The organism is Streptomyces sp. NPDC058683 (assembly GCF_042716195.1).
Lineage (GTDB): Bacteria > Actinomycetota > Actinomycetes > Streptomycetales > Streptomycetaceae > Streptomyces.
On record NZ_JBHXSK010000027.1, the window covers coordinates 114,776 to 137,411 of the forward strand.

The following is a 22,636-nucleotide window of genomic DNA, read 5'->3' on the forward strand; positions in this document are numbered from 1 at the left end:
ATGCGCTTCACCCCTATCGCCGCCGCCTCCGTCATCGCTCTCGGTGCGCTTCTGGGGGGATTCACGACCTCCTCCGACGCCGGCGCGCAGGGGACGGTCCAGCAGCGCGCCGTCGCCGCCGCCTCCTCGACGGAAGCGATCGTTTTCGGGACGACGGACAACAACGGCAACGGCTGAGCCGGTGGGGCGCAACCACAGGTTTGGGCCCACCCCCCCCCCCACCCGGAAGAGTCATTGTTCCGGGGCGAGCCTCGCGCCGTCGGGGCGCCGTGAACCCGTTCGTGACAACGAGGCTTCTACGCAATCCGCATCGAGGGGGAACATAATGGCCATTCGGGTGCTCATCTGTGATCAGCTGCCCGTGATCGCGGACGGTCTCAAGACCCTCCTCGACGCGGTGCCGGACATCGATGTGATCGGCACGACCCACAACGGCATGGAAGCCATCGTTCTGGTGCGCACCATGCGGCCCGATGTCGTGGTCACGGATCTGAATCTCCAGACCATTTCCGGTCTTGAGTTGATCCGCAGACTCGACAAGGAGGACGAGTCGCCCAGCGTCGTCGTGTTCACGGCGTCCGATGCCGACAAGACGGTGAGCGACGTGCTGCATGCCGGCGCGAGCTGCCTGCTCGGCAAGGACGCGAGTCCGCAGGAGCTGATCACCGCGATCCAGGCGGCAGCCGCCGGGCAGACCATGCTCGCGCCCAACATCGCGGAGCGCCTGGTCACCTGGTTCCGTGCGCAGCCGGAGCCCCAGGAGGCCGCGACGTGCCCGGAGATGACCGAGCTGACCCCGCGGGAACGGGAAGTGACCAGGATGGTGGCGCTGGGCATGTCCACCGAGGAGGTGGCCCGCGAACTGATCATCGGTGAGGCCACGGTCCGTACCCATCTCTACCGAGTGCGTACCAAGCTCGGCGTCCGCGACCGCGCCGAGCTCGTGTCACTGGCCTACCGGACCGGACTCACCCACTCGGTCGGCCGGCCCCTCGGCGACGAGAGGGTGCTGTCGACGGGGGGCCTGCGTGCCAGTTGACCCCCTACGGCCGGGCTGCCGTCGCGACGGGAAGCTCCGTGCCGACCGCGGCGCGCCGAGCCGTTCGGATGCGGTCGGCGCCGACCGTCCGCCACAGCGCGGCGGGATCGCCGTACCGGGCGGACTCGGCCGCGGCCAGCCGGAAGTACCGGTGCAGGCCCAGTTCCGCGGTCATCGCGCGCACCCCGCAGCTCTGCATGCTCAGCCGCACCACGTCGCGCGCGGTCTCGGCGGCCAGCGCCAGCGCCATGACCGGCGCGGTGCCGACGGAGTCCGGCTCGGAGTCGACCAGCCAGGCCCCCCGGTACACCGCCGCCCTGGCCGCGCGCAGCCCCACCAGGGCTCGCGCCAACGGAAAGGAGACCGCGGGCAGATCACGCAGCCTGGTGCCGAACTGCCGCCGGAAACCGGTGTATTCCACCGCGGCCCGGTGCGCGCCCTCGGCGATGCCCAGCAGGTAGGCGGCCTGCCGCAGGCGCGCCCGCGTGAGCGGACCGGTGGGCGAGTCGTCCAGGGTCCCGACGGCGTCCGCCGTGGTGACCGGCGTGGCCGCGAACCGGGCGACCGGCGGCCAGCACCCGCCCTCCGTGGTGCAGCCGGACGCCCCGCGATCCACCGCGACGAGTACCGGCCCGCTGTCCGTCCTGGTCGCCACCAGAAGCGTCCCGGCGCTCGCGTCGTCGACCGTGACCGTGCCGGTCAGCTCCCAGCCACCCGCTCGCGGGGTCGCGGTGACCCCACTGCCGGCCGGCAGCGCTTCCCAGCCCGCCAGTGCCGCGCCCGCCGGACCGCCCATGTCGGCTGCCGTCGCGTCGGCCCGGTAGGGGTTTCCGCGTGCCGCGCGGCCGAGTTCCTCGCTGACCAGCACCCCGGCCGTCAGACCGAGGTCGAGGCCGCCGACGGAGGCGGGCCGTTCGAAGTCGGCCGCGCCCAGTTCGTCGAGCACCGTCCGGGTCGGGCCGAAGGCTCCGTCGGTCACCGGTGCGCCGTGCAGCTCCGTCCGGGCGGGGACGCCGGCAAGGCCGGTACGCAATGCCCTGCGCAACTGGATGCCGAGCGGATCGGGGGTGAGGTCCATGTCAGTGCTCTTCCTGTCCGATGGAGTCGAACGCGGCGGCCATGATCTGGAGCATCACCTCGGAGGTCCCCGCCGACAGCGTGAGCCCCGGCGCCTCCCGGTAGGCGGAGTCCAGGGTCAGCGCAGCCCTGATGCGGTTCGCGCGCTGCTCGGGGCTGGGGATGTCGGCGGCCCACGCCGCGATGCTCTGGGCGAGTTCGCTGCTGTGGTACTTGGCGACGGCCGTCGAGACCTGATCGACCTGGTCCGACGCGATGCCGGTGAGGACCTCCCAGGCGAGCACCCGGTCGGCCGTCAGCGCGCCGTACCAGCGGCCGATCTGCTCGATGCGGTCGTCGTGCGGGGAGCCCGGGTCGCCGTCGACCAGCGCGTCCAGCGCGGCCTCGAGCCAGTGCTCCGCCTTGAGGCAGTAGTCGAGCCCGGTGCGCTCGATGGCCAGTGCCTCGTTGAGCAGTGGCCACCCCTCGTCGCGCGGACCGAGGAGGTCGCCGCCCGGCACCGGGACCGAGTCGAGGTCCACCCGGTGGAAGTGTTCGTCGCCGACGCCGGGTATCACCGACACCGTCACACCGGGGGCGCCCATGTCGACCAGGAACAGGCTGATCCCCTGGTACTTCCCGGCACCCGGTGTCGTACGGGCCGCGCACAGTCCGAGGTCGACGAACCGTGTCTTGAGGCTGAACACCTTCGTGCCGGTGATCCGGTAGCCGTCGCCGTCGGGTTCGGCCACGGACCGCAGCGCACCGAGATCCGATGCCGCGTCCGGTTCGGTGTAGAGCACCGAGGCGAAACTCTCACCGCGGGCCAGCGCGGGCAGATACCGGCTCTTTTGCTCGTCGCTGCCCGCCATCAGCAGGAACTGGCCGACGATCTGGATGCTGTTGACATGGAACGTGTCCGGCACTCCCGCGCGCACCAGTTCCTCGGCGACGATCGCGGCATCGGCCAGTGGACGGCCTTCTCCGCCGAACTCGACGGGCCAGTGCACGGCGAGCAGGCCCAGCTTTCCGAGCAGACGGTAGAGCGGGCGCGCGTCCGGCTCGACACCGTCCGCGCCGGTGGCCTCCGCCGCCGCGGCACGCACCTCGGCGGAGCGCAGGGCCTTGCGCACGTCCGCCCGGAACCGTTGTTGATCCTCGGTGAATCCGAACCGCATGTACGTCTCCTCAAGGGGCGAGCGTCTCTTCGATGGCGGCGACGACCCGGCTCAACGCCGGTTCCGTGAAAAGGGTGTAGTGGTCGCCGGGAACGCTTTCGGCCCGGAACGGGCCCGTGCACACCGTCCGCCACTGCTCCTCCATGGCGAGGTGAGGTGAGGCGGTGAGCAGGGTGACCGGTCCGCCGTACGGGCCCGGCGGGCGGTACGCCTGCATGGACAGGGCGGAGGACCGGAACGTCTCGAAGCGGGAGGTCAACTCCTGCTCGGTGAGCTCCAGTTCGACGCCGAGGCGGGTAAGCGTCGCCCTGACGTCGGCCACGCCGACGGCGGGGTCGTCGAGGACCTCGCGCACCTGGGGGCCGTCGCGTCCCGTCAGCCTGGCGACGTCGTGCACGAACCGCTGCCGCACCGTCGTCTCGTCGAGGGGGACGGAGTCCTCGTCGTAGGCGGCGTCCAGCAGGACCAGCGGCGGTCGTTCCCCGGTCTTGCGCTCGATGAGCCGGGCGACTTCGAAGGCGAGCACACCGCCGTAGGACCAGCCGGCCAGGCAGCACGACCGAGGCAGGCCTGCCTCGGTCAGGGAGTGCGCGATCCTGGCGGCGGCCGCCGCCAGTCCGTCCTGCGGGGCCACGAGGAAGTCGCGTGGATCGGCGGCGAAACCGGTCACGCCGATGTCCGCGCGCAGTGCCCTGGCCAGCGGTATGTAGCAGAAAAGTTCACCGCCCGACGGGTGCAGCAGGATCGCCTGCGCCGGACCCGACGCACGCATCACCACCGGTGCCCGGTCGTCACCCGGCGCGGCCGTCCGGGCGGCTTCCGGCCCGGACAGGCTCTCCAGCGCATCGAGCGGATCGCCGTCGTCATCGCGCTGTGCGGCGCGGACGGCGTCGATGGTGGCGGCGAGGTGGGCGACGGTGGGCGAGACGAAGAAGTCGCCGAGCGCGATCTCCACCCCGAACCTGCGGTTGATCGCCGACATCAGCTGAACGGCCTGGAGGCTGTTGCCGCCTGCCAGGAAGAAGTCGTCGCGCACGCCGATCCGGTCGTCGCGCAGCAGGGGAGCGAGCACATCGCGCAGCAGCCTGCGTTCCGTCGCGGTGAGCGTCTCGTCGCCGGGCCCCTCGCCCGTACGGCTCAGGTCCGGTGCGGGCAGTCTGCGCCAGTCGACCTTGCCGCTGCTGGTGAGCGGAAGCTCGTCGAGGACCACGAAGTACGACGGAATCATGTACGACGGCAGGAGCGTGCCCAGGTGCTCGCGTACCGCCGGCACCTGCTGCTCGGTGATCCCGGTCAGATAGCCGACGAGGTGCTTGTCCCCGTTGCCGTCGGTCCACGCCTGTACGCTCACCGGCCCGATCCGGTCGAAGCCGGTCAACGCCGATTCCACCTCGCCCAGTTCGATCCGCAGCCCGCGGATCTTGACCTGCTGGTCGATCCGGCCGAGGAAGACGAGCCGCCCGTCGGCCAGCCGCTTCACCAGGTCTCCGGTCCGGTACAGCCGTTCACCGGGCGCGGTGCCGAACGGGTCGGCGATGAACTTCTCCGCCGTCAGCTCGTCCCGGTTGAGGTAGCCGCGCGCCAACCCGCCGCCGCCGATGACCAGTTCACCCGGCACCCCGATCGGCACCCGGCGCAGGTCGCGGTCGAGCACGTGCGCCACGTGGTTGGTCATGGGCAGACCGATCGGCGGTGAGGCCTCCCAGGTGCCCGGGCACTCCTCCACGATCATCGTCACCGTGCATTCGGTCGGCCCGTAGCCGTTGAACAGCCGCCTGCCCGGGTTCCACCGGTTCACCAGCTCACCGCTGAACGCCTCGCCGCCGACGAACGCGATCCGCAGGTCGGTGAACCTCTCGGGCGCCAGCAGCGGCATCACGGTCGGAGGCAGGTCGATGACGGTGATGCCGGCCTGTTCCATCAGCGCCTGGAGCCGGTCGACGGACAGCCGTTCGTCGTCGGTCGCCAGGCACAGACGGGCTCCGGTCAGCAGCGCCGAGAACGTCTCGAACACGGAGACGTCGAAGGTCACCGAGGCGAACCCGAGCACCCGGTCGGCCGGGGACAGGCCGAACAGGTCCCGCGTGGAGTCGATGAAGTTGACCACGCCCCGGTGTTCGAGCAGCACCCCCTTCGGCTTGCCGGTACTGCCGGAGGTGTAGATGACGTACGCGACGTCCCCGGGCCGCGCCGCGAGCGGGGGGTTGTGGCCGGGCAGCGCCGCCAGTTCCCCACGGACGTCGTCCAGGGTCACCACGGGCGCGTCGACCTCGCTCACGGTCTTGTCGGCCTCGGCGTGGGCGATCACCACCCGCACCTCCGCGTCGGCGGCGATCTCCGCGACCCGTCCGGAGGGATGTGCCGTGTCGAGCGGCACATAGGCCGCGCCGGTCTTGAGCACCGCGAGGATCGCGGTCGGCACGTCCAGGTTCCTGCGCAGACACAGGCCGACCCGGGTGCCCGGCTCGACACCGCGCTCGCGCAGCAGGGCGGCGAGCCGGTTCGCCCGGGCGTTGAGTTCGGCGTAACTGGTCTCGACGCCGGCGACGACGACCGCCACGCTGTCCGGGGACTCCTGGACGCGTGCCTCGAACTCCGCCACCACGGTGGATTCGCGGATCGGTCGCACCGGTCCCCGGCCGGCCTCGGCCAGGAACTCCTCGTCCGCCGGGCTCAGCACCTCGGCGGCGGACAGCGGGGCGTCCGGGGCGGCGGTCAGGGTGTGCAGCAGCCCGTCGTAGTGCCGGGCGAACCTGGCGATGCTCTCGGCGTCGAACAGGCCGGTGTTGAACTCGATGCCGAGGACCGCGTCGGCGCCGGGAGCCGCCGGCTCCGCCAGATTCCAGCTCATGTCGAACCGGGACGTGCCGGACGGGACGTCCTCGTGCGAGGTGGCGATGCCGGGCAGGCCGGTCGTGGTGTCCGGGTTCTCCACGCCGAACACGATCTGGAAGACCGGCGAGCGCGACGGGTCGAGGACCGGGTCCACCGCGTCGACCAGCTTGTCGAACGGCAGGCCGCCCTGCGTGCGGGCCTCGGACGACGCGCGCCCGACCCGCTGGACCACTTCGCGGAAGGTCGGGTCGCCGGAGACGTCCGCGCGCAGCACCCGCAGGTCGGTGAAGAGGCCGATCACCGAGGACACGGCGTCGTGCCGCCGGTTCGCGTCGGGCGAGCCGATCACCAGGTCGTCCAGGCCCGAGTAGCGATGCAGCAGCGTGAAGAACGCGGCGACGAGGACGTCGGACGGGCTCACGCCCTCCTGCCGGGCCAGTTCTCCCGCGCGCTCCAGGGCCTCGTGCCCGACGATGCCGCGGGCGCTGCCACCCGCGAAGGTCCGTGTCTCACCCCGTGGCCGGTCGGTCGGGAACTCCAGTACCTCGGCGCCGGCCAGCCTGTCCCGCCAGTACGCGGCGAGCCTGTCCAGCTGCGCGCTGTCGAGCCGGTCGCGCTGCCACACCGCGTAGTCCGGGTACTGCACGGGAAGGCCGGGCAACCGCGGCGCGTCGCCGTCGCGCGACGACCGGTAGAACTCGGCGAGTTCACGCATCAGCACCCCGCGCGACCAGGCGTCGCAGACGGCGGTGGGTACCTCGAACATGAACAGGTGGTCGTCCGGCGCCACCCTGATCAGCACCGCGCGCCACATCGGCGTCCGGCTCAGGTCGAACGGTTCGCGGGCCCGTCGCCCGGCCAGTGCCCGTGCGGCGGCCAACCGCTGCTCGTGGTCGTCGCCCTCCGCCTCGACCACCGGCAGTTCGACCGGGACCTCGGTGGCGACGACCTGCATCGGAGCGCCCTCACGCACCACGATCGCGGTCCGCAGCGCCTCGTGCCTGGATACGACCGAGGCCAGCGCCGAGCGCAGCGCGTCCGTGTCCAGCCCGCCCCGCAGACGCAGGCACAGCGACGTGCCGGAGGCGGGACTGTCCGGCGCCGGGGCGTCGAGGAACCGCAAGCTCTGCTGCGCGTGCGACAGCGGCGTCGGACCCGTGTCGCCGCGCGGCGTCGGGCCTCGCCTCGCCACGGCCTCCGCGTGCTCCCTCAGCCGGGTGAGGAACCGCGCACGGCGCTGTGCGGGCAGCGCGGCGAGGCGCTGGGTCATGTCGGTCACCTGAGACTCCTCATGGGCACCGGCGCGTCGCTCACCCGGTCGTCCGAGCGCACGGGCAGGCGGGCCAACTCCGAGAGGGCGATGGTCAGTACGTCGATGCCGCGCAGGTAGTCCGAGAGCATGATGTGCTCGTCGTCGGCGTGGTCGAGGCTGCTGTCGCCCGGGCCGTAGGTCGCCATCGGGATGTCCCAGACCTCGGCGAGGGTGTTCATGTCGGAGGTGGCCGTCTTCACCACGAGGCGTGGCCGCGCGTGCAGTTTCCGGATGCCGGACACCAGCGCGCGCACCGCCGGGTCGGCCCGGCCCACCCGGCAGGCGGCCACCGAGTTCAGCACTTCGAGCTTGCCCGCCGTCAGCCGGTCACGCAGCCCGCTCACCAGCTCGTCGACGTCGAATCCCGGCGGGATGCGGATGCTGAGGTCGGCCGTCGCCGCGGTCAGATCGCCGTTGAACTGGCACAGGGTCGCGCCGGGCTGGTCGAACACGGCGTGGCTCGCGTCCGGCCCGAGCAGATCGACCAGCGCGCCCCAGCAGGCGAAGGCCAGTTCGGACGCCTTCGGCACCGGGTTGCTCGGGTGGGTGGCAGGACACTTGACGGTGTAGCGCAGGTCCAGCTTGCCCTTGTAGCCGAGTACCACGCTCGACCAGCCGCTCGGTTCGCCGATGATCAGCGCGTCCGGCCGGGCGTGGGTGGCGCGGATCGCCATCGCGCCACGCGAGCGCGGGGTCTCCTCCTCGACGACGCCGACCACCACGATCCGGCCGCGGAAGTCCACCGCGCCGGCCGCGGCACAGATCATCGCCGCGAGCGGTCCCTTCGCGTCCACCGCGCCGCGGCCGTAGAGCCTGCCGTCCTCGGAGCGGACCGGGAGCCGGCCCGAGACGGTGTCCATGTGCCCGAGGAGCATCACGGTCGGTCCGGCACCGCGCTCGATCACGCCGATCACATTGCCCACGCCGTCGATGTGGGCCCCGAAGCCCAGGTCCGTCATAGCTTCGGCCAGGTAGCCGGCCAGCTGGGACTCCTGGTAGGAGGAGGAGGGGATCTCCAGCATCTCGCGCAGCAGTCCGGCGGCGTACGTCTCGGTGACGCCGCCCGAAGAAGTGAACGCCCAGTTCATCGTTGCGCTCGTTCCAGTAGGTGGTCGACGATGTGGTCCGCGACGTTGACCCGGTCGGCGAGCGCGGACTGGAAGCCGGAGAACTCGACCCGGTGATTGACCTCCAGGACCAGCAGCCGGCCGTCGCGGTCCTCGATCAGATCGACACCGGCGATGTCGGCGCCGACGGCGGCGGCCGCGTTGAGGGAGAGCTTGTCGATCTCCGGTGTCACCTCGCACGGCCGGGTCTGCCCGCCGAGTGCCACATTGGTGCGCAGGGACTCACCGGTCCGGTAGACGGCGCCCAGCACCTGGCCACCGACCACGATCACCCTGATGTCCCGGTCGGGCTTCTCGATGAGCTCCTGCACGTACCCGAGGTGCGACTGCGGGCCGGGCAGTGCGGCGGCGTACTCGAGCACACCTTCCGCACTGGCGCGGTCGGGCAGTTGGACCACCAGCCGGCCCCACGAGCCGACCAGGGGTTTGATCAGCGCCGGGTAGCCGATGGAGTCGAGGGCGGCCAGCGCGGCCTGCGGAGTGAGGCCGAGCGCGGTGCGCGGTGTCGGCACCCCGGCCGCCTCCAGGGCCAGGGTGGACCGCCATTTGTCGCCGCACACCTCGGTCGCGTCCACGCTGTTGACCACGTCGACTCCCGCCGCGGTGAGGCAGCGGGCCGCGTACGCCGCGCGGACCTGTCCGATCTCCCGGTTCAGTGCGAGACCCCAGGGCAGGTCACGCGCACCGGCCAGGAACCACTGCCGACGCGTGTCGACGTGGTCGAAGGGGACACCTCGCCGGTCGAAAGCGTCGAACAGCCTTTTCTCGTCCGCGCCGACCCTGCTGGCGAGCACCGCGATCCTGCGGTCACTCAGGCGCTCTGGTGTCGCTGACACGTGACCTCCGTATTAGAACCACTGATTGACCGGACGGGACAACCGGTCCGTCGCGTGGAAAGAAAACTAGGAGCACACCGGCACCTTGTGCGTCCGCGATAAGTTCATCGACGGGGACGCATTTCGTTGACTTTTCCGCCGTGTGGCTGCGAATTCTGATTACGTGGTGCGGCCGGCCGCTGTGCCACTCTTGCCTTGAATACCTGTCGCATTGGCTCTCTGCGCACAAGAGACTGCGTACAAGAGACGAGGGGAAATCGTGGGACACACATCGGGGCGGACAGCGGTACTCGCTTTGTGGAGCGCGCCGCGCTGCCGTTCCACCGCGTTCGCGCGGATGATGACGGAGCGGGACGACCGTGTCGTCGTGCACGAGCCGTTCTCCCGGGTGGTCGACTTCGGCGAGGTGGAAGTCGGCGACCGGATCGCGCACACCGAGCAGGATGTGCTGGCGGCGCTTCGTGCCATCGCGGCGGAAAGGCCGGTGTTCTTCAAGGACACCACGGACTTCCCGTACCCGGCGCTCCTCGCCGACGAGGAATTCCTCTCGGTCGCGACGCACACCTTCATCATCCGTGACCCGGCCGAGGCGATCGCGTCGCATCATGCGCTCAACCCGGACCTCGGCCGCGACGAGATCGGCTTCGCCCGGCTGTACGAGATCTTCACCGCCGTGCAGGCCGCCACCGGCACCACGCCGGTCGTCATCGACTCCGACGACCTGCTCGACCGGCCGGCCGACACCGTCCGGGCGTACTGCGAGGCCGTGGGCATCCCCTTCCTGCCCGACGCGCTGAGCTGGCAGCCCGGAATGCGGTCGGAATGGCAGTCGACCAGCAAATGGCACCGGTCGACCAGCCGGACCGCCGGCTTCGCACGCAGTTCGGGCAGTGGAGCGGAGACGGTCGCGGCGGACCCGACACTGCGCGCCTATCGCGATTACCACCTGCCGTACTACGAGAAGCTGCGCGCCGTCGCGCTCCGGCCGTGACCATGCCGACCGGAATAGTCGACATGATTACCCGGCGAGTGCGCCGAACGGCGTTTCGGGTATTCAAGGTAATCACGGTACGGACGAAGAGCGTGAATGACCGGGCTAGATTTGGGACGTAAAATGGCATATCGATGAGGTGGGTCACTTGACAGATATTTCGGTGTCCTCCGCCCGAAGCAGGCTGTGCGATACGGTCGACATCTCCGGCCATCGCAACAACATAGCCATCTCCGCGGCGACGGAGACCAGAGCGGGGGCGTTCAATGTATGGCGAAACTCGTTTGCGGCCGAATACCTGCCCGCGGGCAAGAGCCTTGTCCACGTGGCCGGTGTTCCCTTCGAGTTTCCTCCGGTCTGCGACGGACCGGACAATGTCCGCTGCGCCGGACAGTTCATCCGGGTCCCTGAGGGCCGGTACGACTGGATCCATGTCCTGGCGGCGTCCGAACGGCGCTGCGAGGACACCGTCGAGCTGAACTTCGCCGACGGCTCGGTCGACACGGAACCGCTGCGGATCTCCGACTTCTGGGCGGCGCCCGCCTGGTTCGGCGAGGTCAAGGCGTTCGAGAGCCTCGTCATGCACTACCCGCACCACGTGCAACGAGGCGTTCCGGCCGTGATGTGGGCCCAGCGCGTGCCGGTCACCCGGCGGGCCGGCCTCACCGGCATCCTGCTGCCCCGCAACGTCGCGGTGCATGTCTTCGCGGTCACCCTCCAGCGGACGGAGCCCTGACATGACCGTCGACGTGACGACACAGACGTACATGATCAACGGAGCGGAACCCGAGTGGTGGTACCGCGACCTCGTCAGCTGCCTCCAGTCCACGTTCGGCGCCCTCCTGATACGGGAGGGGGCCGACCCGCTGGCCGTGCTCGGCGCGGGCTGGCGGTTCCTGCACCTGCAGGGTGACGTCAGGTCCGAGGAGTTCTACTACCCGTGCCCCGCCGACGAGTCCGGGGGCACCGACCTCGGCGCCGCCCTGGCACCGCACCACGAACTGCACGCGCGCTGGTGGCAGCCCGCCGACGAGAACGACGTCTGGCGGGAGGTGCGTGCGGCGCTGGCCGACGACCGGCTGGTCATCGCGGCCGTGGACAACTACCACCTGCCGTTCCGGCCCGCGTACGGAGACGTGCACGCCGCGCACCTGGTGGTGATCTACGGCCTGGACGAGACCCGCGGGGTGGTCTACGTCTCGGACGCGATGCCGCCCGCGTTCCGCGGTGCCGTCCCGATCGAGAAGTTCCTGCTGAGCTGGGGTTCGGCGAACCCGACCGACGTCCAGGACAAGTTCTTCAGCGACTCACGGATCGGCCGGCGGTGTCTCGACGTCCGCCTCGACGTCCCGCCGGCGCCCCTGACGCCCGAACTGCTCGGCGGCTACCTGCGCACCGACGTCGACGGCTTCACCACGACCACCTCCGCCCGCACCGGTCTCGCCGGATACGGCGAGTTCGCCGCGGAACTGCTCGACCGGTGCCGGGCCGCGGACGCCGGCGCGCTGCGGGAGCTGTACCCGTTCGGCTGGGCCATGCAGGCGCAGGCATCACTCCACGGTGAGCTGCTGCGCCGCTGCGGCCGCGAATGGGACGATCCGGCGCTCGCCGGAGCGGGACGCGCGGTCGAGGCCGTCGCGCACGCGTGGACCGGACTGCGGTTCACCGGTGCGCACGGGCTCGAGGACCCGGCCGCGGCCGCATCCGACATCGCGCACCACGTCACGGCGCTGCGCGGCACGTACGAGCGTGCGGTCGACGCCGTCGGTGCGGCGGCGGTGCGGCTGTGACCACACACGTATCGACCACCGTGGCCCTGTGGAGTGGAGAGTGATGAGCAAGCTGGCAGCGTTCGGCGGCACGGCGGCCGTGCCGAGGGACCGGCGCCGTGTGCAGTGGCCGTTGGTCGAGGAGGAGGACCGCAAGGCCGTCCTCGACGCGCTCGACGGCGCACGGCTGGTGTCCGACACCGACGGGGTGAATCCGGTGTCCGACCTGGAGGAGAACTGGGCCCGCCGTTTCGGCTTCGAGCACTGTGTCGCGGTGTCCAACGGCACCGCGGCCCTGGCCCTCGCCCTGGCCACGCTCGGCGTCGGACCGGGGGACGAGGTGATCGTGCCCGCGCTCAGTTTCATCGCGACCGGGCTCGCACCGGTGCACCAGATGGCCGTTCCGGTCTTCGCCGACATCGACCCGGTCACCTTCAACATCGACCCGGACGACATGGAGCGCCGGATCACGCCCCGGACCAAGGCGATCGTCCCCGTGCACCTGCACGGCGCGCCCGCCGACATGGACCGGATCACCGCGATCGCGCGCAAGTACGGCCTCGCGGTGATCGAGGACGCCGCGCAGGCTCCCGGAGCCACCCACCATGGGCGGCCGGTCGGCGGGATCGGCGACGCGGGCGCCTTCAGCCTCCAGGTCAGCAAGAACATACCGACCTGCGGCGAGGGCGGCCTGCTGGTGACCCGCGACGCCGAACTGGCCGAGGCGATGCGCCGCGGCAGGCAGTTCGGCGAGGTGATCGAGGCCGGCCGCGAGCGCGACTACGTGTCCCACGGCCTGGGCTGGAACTACAAGATGAACGCCCTCCAGGCCGCGTTCACCAACGCGCAGCTCGCCCGGTTCGACGGGTACGAGCGCACGCGGCAGCAGAACGTCACCGAGTTCCTCGCACGACTCTCGCAGCTGCCCGGCCTGCAGGTGCCGACCGCGCTCCCGGACACCACCCACGCCTGGCACATCCTGCGGTTCCGCTTCGACCCGGCCGCGTTCGGCCTGGACGGCGTGCCACCGGAGGCGCTGCGCTCGGCTCTGCGGCGACTGCTGCGGGCCGAGGGCGTACCGATGTCGCAGTACCAGCTCATGCCGCTGCCCGATCAGAACGTGTTCGTGGACCGCGTCGGCTTCGGCTCGGGCTACCCGTGGTCCGTGACCGGCGCACGCGGAACGGTCAAGGGCGAGGGCTACCCGGTGACCCGCGCGGTCATCGCCGACTCCCTGACCATCCAGAAACGTCACCTCCACCCGGGGGCGGGCGAACTGCTCGGCCTGTACGCGGACGCCTTCGACAAGGTGTGGGCGAACAGGGACATGGTGGCCACGCTCGCGAAGGCCGCCTCATGACCGTCACCCCGGTCCTGGAGCGGGCCGTCCTGGACACGGTTGCCGCACGTATCCGCTCCCACGTCGTCGACATGTGCGCGGGGCCCGAGGGCGGCCACCTCGGCGGTGCGTTCTCCTGCGCCGACGTGCTCGCCGCGCTGTACTTCTCGGTGCTGAACGTGGACCCGCTGCGGCCGGACGACCCGGATCGCGACCGCTTCCTGCTCAGCAAGGGCCATGCCGCCGTCGGCCTCTACGCGACGCTGGCCGAACGGGGCTTCTTCCCGGTCGCGGAACTCGCCGGATACGGGCGCCCCGGCAGCAGACTGATGGGTCATCCGGTGCGCGCGGTGCCCGGTGTGGAGATGCCGACCGGATCGCTCGGCCACGGACTCGCGCTGGGGTGCGGGTTCGCGCTGGCCGCCCGGTACGCCGGCCGTGACGCGCGCACCTTCGTCCTGCTCGGCGACGGCGAGCTCCAGGAGGGCTCGGTGTGGGAGGCGGCCATCGCGGCCGCGTCGCTGCGCCTGGACCGGCTGGTCGCGGTGGTGGACCGCAACGGACTGCAGCTGACCGGTGCCACCGACGGCATCGCGCCGATGGAACCGCTGGCCGACCGCTGGCGCAGTTTCGGCTGGGCGGTCCGCGACGTGGACGGCCACGACCCGGACCGGCTGGCGGACCACCTGGGTGCCGCGCCGTGGGAACCGGGCAAGCCGAGCGTGCTGATCGCCCGCACGGTCAAGGGCCAGGGGCTGCCGTTCCTGGCCGGCCGCAGCGCCAGCCACTACGTGACCCTGTCACCGCGCACCCACGCGCGGGCGGTCCGCGCCCTGCGAGCTCCGGAGGCCGAGGGATGAGCCGCGCGACCAGGGAGGCGTACCGGGACCGTCTCCTCCCCCTGCTGAAGCGCCGCCCCGAGCTGATGTGCCTGGACTCCGACACCGGTCTGTTCAACGCCGAGTACGCCGAGGCGGCCGGCGAGCAGTACCTCAACCTCGGTATCGCCGAGCACAACCTGATGGGCATCGCCGCCGGGATGGCGGCGTGCGGGCGGGTCCCGTTCGTCAACACGATGGCCGCCTTCGCCACGTCCCGGGCACTGGAAGCCATCAAGATCGACATCGCCTACAACCGGCTGCCGGTCCGCATCATGGCCACTCACGGCGGTCTCGCCGCGGGCCACCTCGGCCCGACCCACCAGGCCCTGGAGGACCTCGCCGTGATGCGGGTACTGCCCGGGATGACCGTGGTGGTGCCGGCCGACGCCGCCGCCACGGAGGCCTTCGTCGAGCAGAGCCCGAACCTGCCCGGACCGCTCTACGTCCGGCTCGGCCGCAAAGCGACGCCTGCCCTGCCCGCGGCGCCGCCGCCGGTCATCGGGAAGGCGCAGACGCTGCGCCAGGGCGGCGACGTGGTGCTCGCGAGCTGCGGTCCGTACCCCGTGCTCGCCTGCCTCACCGCGGCGGACGTCCTGGCCGGACAGGGCATCGACGCGACCGTGCTGAACATGCACACCCTGCGGCCGTTCGACACGGAGGCACTGGTGGCCGCGGCCCGGCCGGCCTCACTCGTGGTGACGCTGGAGGAGCACTGGCGCGGCGGCGGTCTCGGTGGCGCGGTGGCCGAAGCACTGGCGGAGGCAGCGCCCACGAGGGTGCTGCGACTTGGCATGCCGGACCAGTTCGTCGACACGGTCGGCAACCAGGAACACCTCGTCAACCACTACGGCCTCACCGCGGAGCGGGTGGTGAGGACGGTCCGTACCGCCCTCGACGCGGCCGCTGCCTCCGGGCGGCCCGCCCGAGAGGCCGTCCCCACGTGACCACAGGGCAGGAGGCCTGACCCACGACGGGGGCTCCGTGCCCGCGGGGAACGGGCGCCGGCACACCGACCTGATCATCTCCCACTCGTGACACTTGGACCCCGAAGGAGGCAACTGCCGTGGACACCACGAGCAGTCATGTAGTCCATCTCGGCTTCGCCGAACACCACATCGACTCGATCGAGTTCGGCGAGCATCAGGTGTCCCTGCTGGTGCACCGGCATGTCGCCGAGCGCATGTCACACGCCGCGCGGCGGCGGTTCGCCCGCATCGGCGTTCTCGACGTGCCGCACACGCTGGACTTCGAGGACTACGACCGGGCCCTTGACCAGATGATCCGCCTGGTCGACGAGTTCGCCGTGGAACTCGGCCCGCCGACCGCCGTCGTCGCCATGTACGAACACGTCACGCTGCCCGCGGCGCGGTTGCGCGACCACTTCGGTGTACAGGGAGTCGACACCGAGACGGCGCTGCTCTGCCGCGACAAGGTCCGCATGAAGGAGGTCATGCGGAGCGGCGGCATACGCGTCCCCGCGTTCTGGGCGGTGGACGCGGCCACTCCGTACGCCGACCTCGAGAAGATCGCGGACGCTGTGCCGGGCCGGATCGTTCTCAAGCCGCAACGGCAGGCCGGCAGCTTCGGCATCCTGGTCTTCCGCGACGGAACGGAGTTCCTCGCTCATGCCCGGGCCCACGGCATCCCCGACGATCACGAGGTCGAGGAGTTCATCGAGGGCGACGTGTGCCATGTCGACGGAGTGGTACGGGACGGCGAGATCCGTTTCATCAGCGCCTCCCGGTACATCGGCGACTGCCTCAACTTCCAGAACGGCGAGCGGCATCTTTCGGCCGTCACGTTCGACGACGCCTCGACGCTGGCACGGATCACCGATTTCACCGCACTCGTGCTGAAATCGCTGAGGCTTCACACCAGCACCTTCCATCTGGAGGTGTTCCTCACCCCCGACGACGAGCTGGTCTTCCTCGAGGTCGGCAACCGCTTCGGCGGCGCCTACATCAGCGACTCCCTCCGCGCGGTCTACGGCGTGGACCTGGTCCGCGAGTCCGTCCTCGCCTGCATGGGACTGCCGTCCGAGGTCGGTGCCCTCACCAGCATCCTGGACCACGAGGACGTCGGCGCCTCCGGCTGGCTCTACTCCGCACTGCCGGGGAGCGAGCCCTGCGTGGTCAAGCAGATCCGGGGTCTCGACACGTGCCCGGACTCCGTGGTGCTGTCCGACATCCCCGACATCGGCCAGACGATCAACGACGACATCACCGTCTTCCCCAGCGCCGGCAAGTTCGCGTTGTCCGGAGCGAGCACCGCGGAAGTCGAGCGGGACATACGGCGGCTGGCCGCCGCGTACGCCGTCGAAACAGCTCCCCGGAGGATCCCGCACAGCTGACCCGCACCACACGGAAAGGTGTATTCATGATCACAGGCAGCGCCAGTGGTGCCACGCTCCACCTGGGAGATCTGCACGGCTCCTTGTCCGATCCCGTGCTGAGTTCCATGACGCTCCTCAACGAGATCGCGGGGCGATTCCCGGAGGCCGTGTCCTTCGCGGCCGGGCGGCCCTACGAGGAGTTCTACGATCCGCTGCAGATTCACGACTACCTGGAGCGATTCCGCAAGTATCTCGAAGTGGAGCGCGGCCTCGACCCCGACCAGGTACGGACGGCGCTTTTCCAGTACGGACACACCAAGGGGCTGCTGACGGACCTCCTGGTGCGGCACCTGGCCGTCGACGAAGGGGTGACCGCCGTCCCCGAGTCCGTCGTGGTGACCACCGGTTGCCAGGAGGCGATGGTCCTGTTGCTGCGCGCCCTGCGTACGGGCAGCAAGGACGTGATCCTGGCCCCGGCACCGACCTACGTGGGTTTCCTCGGGGCGGCGCGCCTGATGGACATGCCGGTCCTCCCCGTCGCGGAGGGGACCGGGGGCATCGACGTCGACGACCTGGTGAGACAGATAGGCCGAGCCCGGCAGCGGGGACTGCGCCCGCGCGCCTGCTACGTGGTGCCGGACTTCGCCAACCCCAGTGGACTCAGCATGAGCCTCGCCGATCGCCGGCGGCTCCTCGACGTCGCGGAGCGGGAGGACGTCCTCGTCATCGAGGACAACCCGTACTCCCTGTTCAACGCCGACGGCCGGCGCCTGCCCTCGCTCAAGTCACTGGACACCGCCCAACGCGTCGTCTACGCGGGCTCCTTCGCCAAGACGGCCTTCCCCGGCGCCCGCGTGGGCTATCTGGTTGCCGACCAACCGGTCTCGGGCCTCGGTCCCGGTGACGGCCCGCTGCTCGCGGACCAGCTCGCCAAGCTCAAGAGCATGCTGACGCTGAACACGTCGACCATCTCCCAGGCGGTGATCGGCGGGAAGCTGCTGGCGAACAACTGCAGCATGACCAGGGCCACCGAGCGCGAGACAGAGGTCTACCGTCGCAACCTCGCCGCGGTCCTGGCCGGCCTGGACAGGTACTTCCCCGCCCCGGACGACGGCTCGCTTCCCCGGACGACCTGGAACGTCCCGGGCGGCGGCATGTTCGCGGTCGTCTCGCTGCCCTTCGAAGCCGACGCCGCGATGCTCGAGTACTCGGCAAGCCGGTTCGGGGTGCTGTGGACCCCGATGCGCTACTTCTATCCCGAGGGCGGTGGTACGCACCAGATCCGCCTCTCCTTCAGCGTGCTCACCCCCGCACGGATCGAGGAGGGTCTCGCGCGGCTCGCCGCCCTCGTCCGCGACCGTACGTCCTGATGCCGCGAGTTCCGCCGGCGTCCCACCTGGATCGGAAGCCTCGCAGATCTTCGACCTGCGAGGCTTCCGGGTTTTCCCCGCGCGGCGGCCGACGGGTTCGGCCGCGGTGGCAGGTCCGGCAGTGAGCCGGGATCACGACCGACAGGGGTTTCTGGCACCGCCCGACGGCCAGGCTCGTGCCCGTCCGGCTCCGCGACGACGCCACCTGGCGGCTGTTCCCGCAGGTGGCGTCGAGGTCGATGTCCCAGGTGTTCAGGTCCTGCGCGCCGGCCCGGGCCCGCAGCTCGGCGGAGATCCGGTACCCGGTGCCGACATCCCTCAATGGGCAAAGAAGAACAAGGTCGAACGGTGCTTCACCCCGACCTACGCCTCGTGGGCCAACTCGATCGAGGCCCGCCTACCTGCGGTGGCGCAACGCCAACGCACGCCACCGCGACCTCCTGGCCGCCGAGCGCAGGGAACGCTCCCGCGTCCGCGGCGAGAAGGGCGTCCGCTGGGGCGGACGCCTCCTCACCGCTGCAGTCGCCTGAACAACCCGGCGAACCAAGGCGGACAGAACGCTCAGCTCCCGGCGAACTTGTTGATCAGGCTGTGGGGTGTGTCGTCGCCCAGGACCTCGTGGAGATCGGGTTGCCCGGCGGCGGAGGCGGCACTGCGGGGGAACATCGCCTGCTCGTACTCGGTGAGCGCGGTCTCTATGTCGTCAGGGTGAGCGGCGATGGCCTTGCCGAGTTCGGCGCCGTCGTACATGGCCAGGTTGGCGCCTTCGCCGTTCGGGCCCGTGAGGTGCGCGGCGTCACCGAGCAGGGTCACCCCCGGTGTCCGCTCCCACCGGTGGTCGATGGGCAGGGTGTGGAGAGTGCGCAGGACCGGAGGGGTCTCGCCGTCGGTGATCAGCGCGGTGAGCTCCGGCGCCCAGCCGTCGAACTCCCGCACGATCCGCGCGGTGGCCGCGGCGGGATCGGTGAAGTCGATGCCTGCGAACCAGTCCTGCGGCTTGGAGAGCATCACCCAGGAGTGGAAGTTCCCGTCACGCTCCCGGTGAGCCATGATCCCCTTTCCCGGCTCGAGCGCCATCGTCGCTCCGGCGCCGAGGGTCTTCGCGCTGGTCGGGTGCCGGGTGTCGCCGTCGAACAGGTAGGTCTCGACGAACGAGATGCCGATGTACTCGGGCGTCGCGTCGGACAGCAACCGCCGGACCCTCGACCAGGCGCCGTCAGCGCCGACCAGCAGGCCCGTGACGACGGTGGTGCCGTCGGCGAAGGCCACCTCCTGGCGGCCGTCGCCGAGGGAACGGACACCGCTGACCTTGTGCCCCCACCGGACGGTGCCTGCGGGGAGCGAGTCGAGCAGCATCCGCCGCAGCTCGCCGCGCAGCACCTCGGGACTGCCGCCCGTACCGTCGTCCGGCAGGTCGAGCAGGATCTTCCCGTCCTGGTCCAGGACCCGCATCGCCTGACGTCCCTGCAGGACGATGCCGCGGAACTCGTCCATCAGGCCGGCCGCCTGCAGGGCCGGTTGTCCGTTGTAGTCGCGGATGTCGAGCAACCCGCCCTGCGTGCGCGCCGTCGCGGAGGACTCCGCCTCGTAGACCGTCGACGGGATTCCATGGACGTGCAGGACACGGGCGAGCATGAGACCGCCGAGCCCGGCACCGATGATCGTGACGTGAGTGCGCATAGTGATTCCTCGCGTGTTCACGCCTGCCGGATGACGCCCGGCAGGACCTGTCCGAAACGTTCCAGACCCCGCCGACAAAGCACCGACAGCACACCGCCACACGTCACCGGCAACCGACAGCACACCGACACCACGAACTGCTCGACGCAGGCGACGGGTACGGGCCGGCGTTCCGGGCGCTGCCCGGACGCCTGGTCGGGCCCGGGGCCGTCCAGGCATGTCGCGAGGGTGAACTGTTCGGCGCTGCGAGCGATACTTCACCGGCCCGCAACAGGCTCAGCCCCCACACCCCCAGCCGCCGGAACGGCCCCCCGGCGAACCTTCCCGGTCAGAGCACTAGACGTGTTCGAAAGGAGTCGTCCGGGCGGACGCCGGTTCCTCCTGTGCCAGTTCACGGGCTGCGGCCGCGATGTCGGTGATCAGTGCGTCGATCTCCTCCCTGGCTGTCGTCGGGTTGAGGAAGACCAGCTTCAGGTGGACCTGTGGGGTGCCGTCCGGGCCGGTGATCTTCGTGCGGGCGAGCAGCGCCCGGCCCTGCGTCATGAGCTTCCTGCGCACCGCCGCGTTCCAGGCGTTCTCGTCCGCCACCGGGGTGGTGTCCGAAGCCCGGCAGCGGAAGATCACCGTGCTGAGGATCGGCTCGGCCACCAGGTCCAGGCCGTCGGTGGCGGCGATCCGTGCCGCCGCGTGGTGCGCCAGTTCGTGGCAGGTGTCCACCCAGGTGCCCATGCCTTCGCGACCGACCGCCAGCAGCGAAGCGGCCATCTTGAAGGCATCGGAACGCCGGGTGGTCTGCAGTGACGTGCCGAGCAGGGAGGTGAAACCGAAGGTCTCGTCGTCGGACGGGTTCAGGTAGACGGCCTGCTGGTCGAGGCAGTCCATGTGCCGCCGGTCGCGCACCAGCAACACGCTCGAAGAGGCCGGGGTCCAGCCGAACTTGTGCAGGTCGAAGGCGATCGAGTCGGCCTCGGCCAGTCCGTCGAGGAGCGGGGCCAGCGTCGGCGAGAACAGCGCGCCGATGCCGTAGGCCGCGTCGACGTGCAGCCACATCCTGTACTCGGCGGCGAGGGCCGCGAGTTCGGGCAGCGGGTCGAACGAGCCGTGGTCGGTGGTACCGGCCGTCGCGACCAGCGCCACCGGTATCTCGTCGGGGCCGAGGCCGGCGAGTATCCGTGCCGCCTCGCCGGCGAGCATGCGACCTCGTCCGTCGACCGGCACGGTCAGCACGGCGTCCCGGCCGAGGCCGAGGAACCCCGCGGCGCGCGCGATGGAGAAGTGCGCGGCCGCCGAGCAGAGGACGCGCGGGCGGATCTGCCGTCCCGTGAGCCCGGCTGCGGACACGCCGTCCGGCCGAGGGCCCGTCACGCCGGTGTCCTTCAGGACACTGTCCCTGCCGAGGAGCAACCCCATCAGGTTGGAGATGCTGCCGCCGGGGGTCAGGGTGCCCGACGCCTCGTCACCGAAGCCTGCCCAGGAGGCCATCTCCCTGATCAGCTGCCGCTCCAGTTCGAGCGCGAAAGGACCGCTCTCCCAGGCGTGCAGCGACTGGTTGAGTACGCCTGCCACCAGCTCGGCGGCGGCGGCCACGGCCGTGGGCGCGCACTGCATGCGGGCCAGAGCCGACGGGTGCGTCAGGTCGACCGCCCAGGTCGCGTACGCCTCGAAGAGGTTCGTCACCCGCTGGGCGCTGGGCTCGTCGGTGAGGAACTTCCCCTCGCCCATCGCCTCGCGGACCGCGGCCACCGCCGCCGGCGGCCCGCCAGGAGGGACCGGGCCACCACGCCGGTGTGCGGCGTCGCCGAGGGCGCCGAGAGCCGTGTCGAGGAGGGCTCTGAGCTGTTCCAGGCCCTCCGGGCTGCCTGCCAGCGCCGCCTTGCTGCCGGTGTCGATCATTTCTCTTCGGTTCCTTGGATGAGGGTGGGGCCGGAGTCGGTGAGAGCGGCGGACGGCCGTTCGCGGGCCGGTCGCGTACTGCGGATGACGCCCATTGACGCCGTCACGACGGCGACCAGGCCCAACGCCTGGGTCAGGGAGAGCGTTTCGTGCAGCACGAGCAGCGCGATCAGCGCGCCGATGGCGGGTTCCAGGCTCAGGAGCACCCCGAAGACCAGCGCGGACACTCGGCGCAGTGTCTCCATCTCGCAGGTGTAGGGGACGAGGGAGGACAGCATCGCGACGCCGAACCCGAAGGCCAGCACCTCGGGCCGGGCCAGCGCGCCGCCGCCCTCGGCCAGTCCCGCGGGCAGTGAGCACACCGCGCCGAACGCCATGGCGAGCGCCAGTCCGCCACCGCCGGGCAGCACCGCACCCACCTTCTCCGACAGCGGCACGTACGCCCCCCAGAAGACCGCGCAGGCGAGGGCGATCAGAAGCCCGGTGAGACGGGCCGTACCGCCCTGCCAGCCGAGCAGCGCGATACCGCCCGCCGCGAGCACGATCCACAGCCGGTCCCTGGCCCGGCGCGAGGACAGTGCGGCCACGGCGAGCGGTCCTGCCATGCCCACCGTCAGGGCCACACCGACCGGCATCCGGGCCATGGCCTGGTAGAAGCAGAAGTTCATGCCGGCGATGGCGACTCCGAGAGCGGCGACGTTGCCCGCTGTGCGGCGGTCCAGGCGTAACGAGGGCCGCCACCACAGCAGCAGTACGACGGCCGCGAAGCCGAGCCGCATCACCGTCATCGTCGCGGGGCCGGCCGTTCCGAAAAGCTGCTTGGCGAAGGCCGCGCCGAATTGCGTGCTCACCATCCCGATGAGCATGAGCACAGGAGCCGGGAACGCGCCGGACCCGGTGCGCCCGGCGGTCGTCTTCCATGCGCTCGCCGAGGTCCGGGGCGCGGTGCTCGTATGGGTGTCAGCGCTCATGGCTTGCGCCGGCCTCCTGTCGTGTCG

The 22,636-nt window shown here is 70.7% G+C and carries 18 protein-coding genes and 1 pseudogene; 11 read left to right on the plus strand and 8 right to left on the minus strand.

Annotation, left to right across the window (positions count from 1 at the left end):
* Both ACFWXC_RS28490 and ACFWXC_RS28495 read left to right on the plus strand, forming a co-directional pair.
* Entirely contained in the window at positions 1-177 is a 177-nt protein-coding gene (locus ACFWXC_RS28490; RefSeq protein WP_384483140.1) for a hypothetical protein, read from the plus strand.
* 148 nt (positions 178-325) lie between these two features.
* Positions 326-1,039 (plus strand): response regulator, encoded by a 714-nt coding sequence (locus tag ACFWXC_RS28495; protein ID WP_384483141.1) that lies wholly within the window; start codon positions 326-328, stop codon positions 1,037-1,039.
* Positions 1,040-1,043: 4 nt separating this feature from the next.
* Here the strand turns inward: ACFWXC_RS28495 and ACFWXC_RS28500 are convergent, their stop codons facing one another.
* From ACFWXC_RS28500 to ACFWXC_RS28520, 5 genes are read right to left on the minus strand one after another with little or no spacing between them, the layout of a single operon-like run.
* A complete protein-coding gene (locus tag ACFWXC_RS28500; RefSeq protein WP_384483142.1) occupies positions 1,044-2,117 on the minus strand; it encodes an acyl-CoA dehydrogenase family protein in 1,074 nt (357 codons plus the stop codon).
* 1 nt (position 2,118) lies between these two features.
* On the minus strand, positions 2,119-3,273 hold the full coding sequence (locus ACFWXC_RS28505; protein WP_384483143.1) for an acyl-CoA dehydrogenase family protein: 1,155 nt from the start codon (positions 3,271-3,273) through the stop codon (positions 2,119-2,121).
* A 10-nt stretch (positions 3,274-3,283) separates the two neighbouring features.
* Entirely contained in the window at positions 3,284-7,378 is a 4,095-nt protein-coding gene (locus ACFWXC_RS28510; protein WP_384483175.1) for an amino acid adenylation domain-containing protein, read from the minus strand.
* 5 nt (positions 7,379-7,383) lie between these two features.
* Positions 7,384-8,508, minus strand: coding sequence for a M20/M25/M40 family metallo-hydrolase (locus ACFWXC_RS28515; protein WP_384483144.1), 1,125 nt, complete (start codon positions 8,506-8,508; stop codon positions 7,384-7,386).
* Positions 8,505-9,383 (minus strand): RimK family alpha-L-glutamate ligase, encoded by an 879-nt coding sequence (locus tag ACFWXC_RS28520; RefSeq protein ID WP_384483145.1) that lies wholly within the window; start codon positions 9,381-9,383, stop codon positions 8,505-8,507. The genes ACFWXC_RS28515 and ACFWXC_RS28520 overlap by 4 nt, the downstream gene beginning before the upstream one ends.
* 259 nt (positions 9,384-9,642) lie before the next feature.
* Between ACFWXC_RS28520 and ACFWXC_RS28525 the strand changes: the two genes are divergently transcribed.
* The 9 genes and pseudogenes from ACFWXC_RS28525 to ACFWXC_RS28565 all read left to right on the plus strand — a co-directional run.
* Entirely contained in the window at positions 9,643-10,374 is a 732-nt protein-coding gene (locus tag ACFWXC_RS28525) for a sulfotransferase family protein (protein ID WP_384483146.1), read from the plus strand.
* Positions 10,375-10,699: 325 nt separating this feature from the next.
* Positions 10,700-11,110 (plus strand): hypothetical protein, encoded by a 411-nt coding sequence (locus ACFWXC_RS28530; protein WP_384483147.1) that lies wholly within the window; start codon positions 10,700-10,702, stop codon positions 11,108-11,110.
* Between the two features lies 1 nt (position 11,111).
* Positions 11,112-12,164: a BtrH N-terminal domain-containing protein gene (locus tag ACFWXC_RS28535; RefSeq protein WP_384483148.1), complete on the plus strand. Its 1,053-nt coding sequence runs from the start codon at positions 11,112-11,114 to the stop codon at positions 12,162-12,164.
* Between the two features lie 43 nt (positions 12,165-12,207).
* Positions 12,208-13,503 (plus strand): DegT/DnrJ/EryC1/StrS family aminotransferase, encoded by a 1,296-nt coding sequence (locus tag ACFWXC_RS28540; protein WP_384483149.1) that lies wholly within the window; start codon positions 12,208-12,210, stop codon positions 13,501-13,503.
* The gene (locus tag ACFWXC_RS28545) at positions 13,500-14,342 is read left to right on the plus strand and encodes a transketolase (protein WP_384483150.1); all 843 of its coding nucleotides are present in this window, start codon (positions 13,500-13,502) and stop codon (positions 14,340-14,342) included. Before ACFWXC_RS28540 ends, ACFWXC_RS28545 begins: the two co-directional genes overlap by 4 nt.
* A complete protein-coding gene (locus tag ACFWXC_RS28550) occupies positions 14,339-15,307 on the plus strand; it encodes a transketolase family protein (RefSeq protein WP_384483151.1) in 969 nt (322 codons plus the stop codon). Before ACFWXC_RS28545 ends, ACFWXC_RS28550 begins: the two co-directional genes overlap by 4 nt.
* A 119-nt stretch (positions 15,308-15,426) precedes the next feature.
* Positions 15,427-16,713, plus strand: a complete 1,287-nt coding sequence (locus ACFWXC_RS28555) for an acetyl-CoA carboxylase biotin carboxylase subunit family protein (protein ID WP_384483152.1) — start codon at positions 15,427-15,429, stop codon at positions 16,711-16,713.
* A 26-nt stretch (positions 16,714-16,739) separates the two neighbouring features.
* Positions 16,740-18,065, plus strand: a complete 1,326-nt coding sequence (locus ACFWXC_RS28560; RefSeq protein ID WP_384483153.1) for a PLP-dependent aminotransferase family protein — start codon at positions 16,740-16,742, stop codon at positions 18,063-18,065.
* A gap of 304 nt (positions 18,066-18,369) precedes the next feature.
* Positions 18,370-18,595, plus strand: a pseudogene (locus ACFWXC_RS28565) (IS630 family transposase); the annotation flags it as partial.
* A 31-nt stretch (positions 18,596-18,626) separates the two neighbouring features.
* Here the strand turns inward: ACFWXC_RS28565 and ACFWXC_RS28570 are convergent.
* The 3 genes from ACFWXC_RS28570 to ACFWXC_RS28580 all read right to left on the minus strand — a co-directional run bounded on the left by ACFWXC_RS28570 (position 18,627) and on the right by ACFWXC_RS28580 (position 22,609).
* On the minus strand, positions 18,627-19,745 hold the full coding sequence (locus ACFWXC_RS28570; protein ID WP_384483154.1) for an FAD-dependent oxidoreductase: 1,119 nt from the start codon (positions 19,743-19,745) through the stop codon (positions 18,627-18,629).
* A gap of 336 nt (positions 19,746-20,081) precedes the next feature.
* Positions 20,082-21,638 (minus strand): pyridoxal phosphate-dependent decarboxylase family protein, encoded by a 1,557-nt coding sequence (locus ACFWXC_RS28575; RefSeq protein ID WP_384483155.1) that lies wholly within the window; start codon positions 21,636-21,638, stop codon positions 20,082-20,084.
* A complete protein-coding gene (locus tag ACFWXC_RS28580; RefSeq protein ID WP_384483156.1) occupies positions 21,635-22,609 on the minus strand; it encodes a DMT family transporter in 975 nt (324 codons plus the stop codon). The genes ACFWXC_RS28575 and ACFWXC_RS28580 overlap by 4 nt, the downstream gene beginning before the upstream one ends.
* Between the last annotated feature and the right edge of the window lie 27 nt (positions 22,610-22,636).

Bases quoted from the DNA above. Each gene is read 5' to 3' on its own strand.
- ACFWXC_RS28490 (WP_384483140.1), top strand. From the start codon at position 1: ATGCGCTTCACCCCTATCGCCGCCGCCTCCGTCATCGCTCTCGGTGCG.
- ACFWXC_RS28495 (WP_384483141.1), top strand. From the start codon at position 326: ATGGCCATTCGGGTGCTCATCTGTGATCAGCTGCCCGTGATCGCGGAC.
- ACFWXC_RS28500 (WP_384483142.1), bottom strand. From the start codon at position 2,117: ATGGACCTCACCCCCGATCCGCTCGGCATCCAGTTGCGCAGGGCATTG.
- ACFWXC_RS28505 (WP_384483143.1), bottom strand. From the start codon at position 3,273: ATGCGGTTCGGATTCACCGAGGATCAACAACGGTTCCGGGCGGACGTG.
- ACFWXC_RS28510 (WP_384483175.1), bottom strand. From the start codon at position 7,378: ATGACCCAGCGCCTCGCCGCGCTGCCCGCACAGCGCCGTGCGCGGTTC.
- ACFWXC_RS28515 (WP_384483144.1), bottom strand. From the start codon at position 8,508: ATGAACTGGGCGTTCACTTCTTCGGGCGGCGTCACCGAGACGTACGCC.
- ACFWXC_RS28535 (WP_384483148.1), top strand. From the start codon at position 11,112: ATGACCGTCGACGTGACGACACAGACGTACATGATCAACGGAGCGGAA.
- ACFWXC_RS28540 (WP_384483149.1), top strand. From the start codon at position 12,208: ATGAGCAAGCTGGCAGCGTTCGGCGGCACGGCGGCCGTGCCGAGGGAC.
- ACFWXC_RS28545 (WP_384483150.1), top strand. From the start codon at position 13,500: ATGACCGTCACCCCGGTCCTGGAGCGGGCCGTCCTGGACACGGTTGCC.
- ACFWXC_RS28550 (WP_384483151.1), top strand. From the start codon at position 14,339: ATGAGCCGCGCGACCAGGGAGGCGTACCGGGACCGTCTCCTCCCCCTG.
- ACFWXC_RS28560 (WP_384483153.1), top strand. From the start codon at position 16,740: ATGATCACAGGCAGCGCCAGTGGTGCCACGCTCCACCTGGGAGATCTG.
- ACFWXC_RS28570 (WP_384483154.1), bottom strand. From the start codon at position 19,745: ATGCGCACTCACGTCACGATCATCGGTGCCGGGCTCGGCGGTCTCATG.
- ACFWXC_RS28575 (WP_384483155.1), bottom strand. From the start codon at position 21,638: ATGATCGACACCGGCAGCAAGGCGGCGCTGGCAGGCAGCCCGGAGGGC.
- ACFWXC_RS28580 (WP_384483156.1), bottom strand. From the start codon at position 22,609: ATGAGCGCTGACACCCATACGAGCACCGCGCCCCGGACCTCGGCGAGC.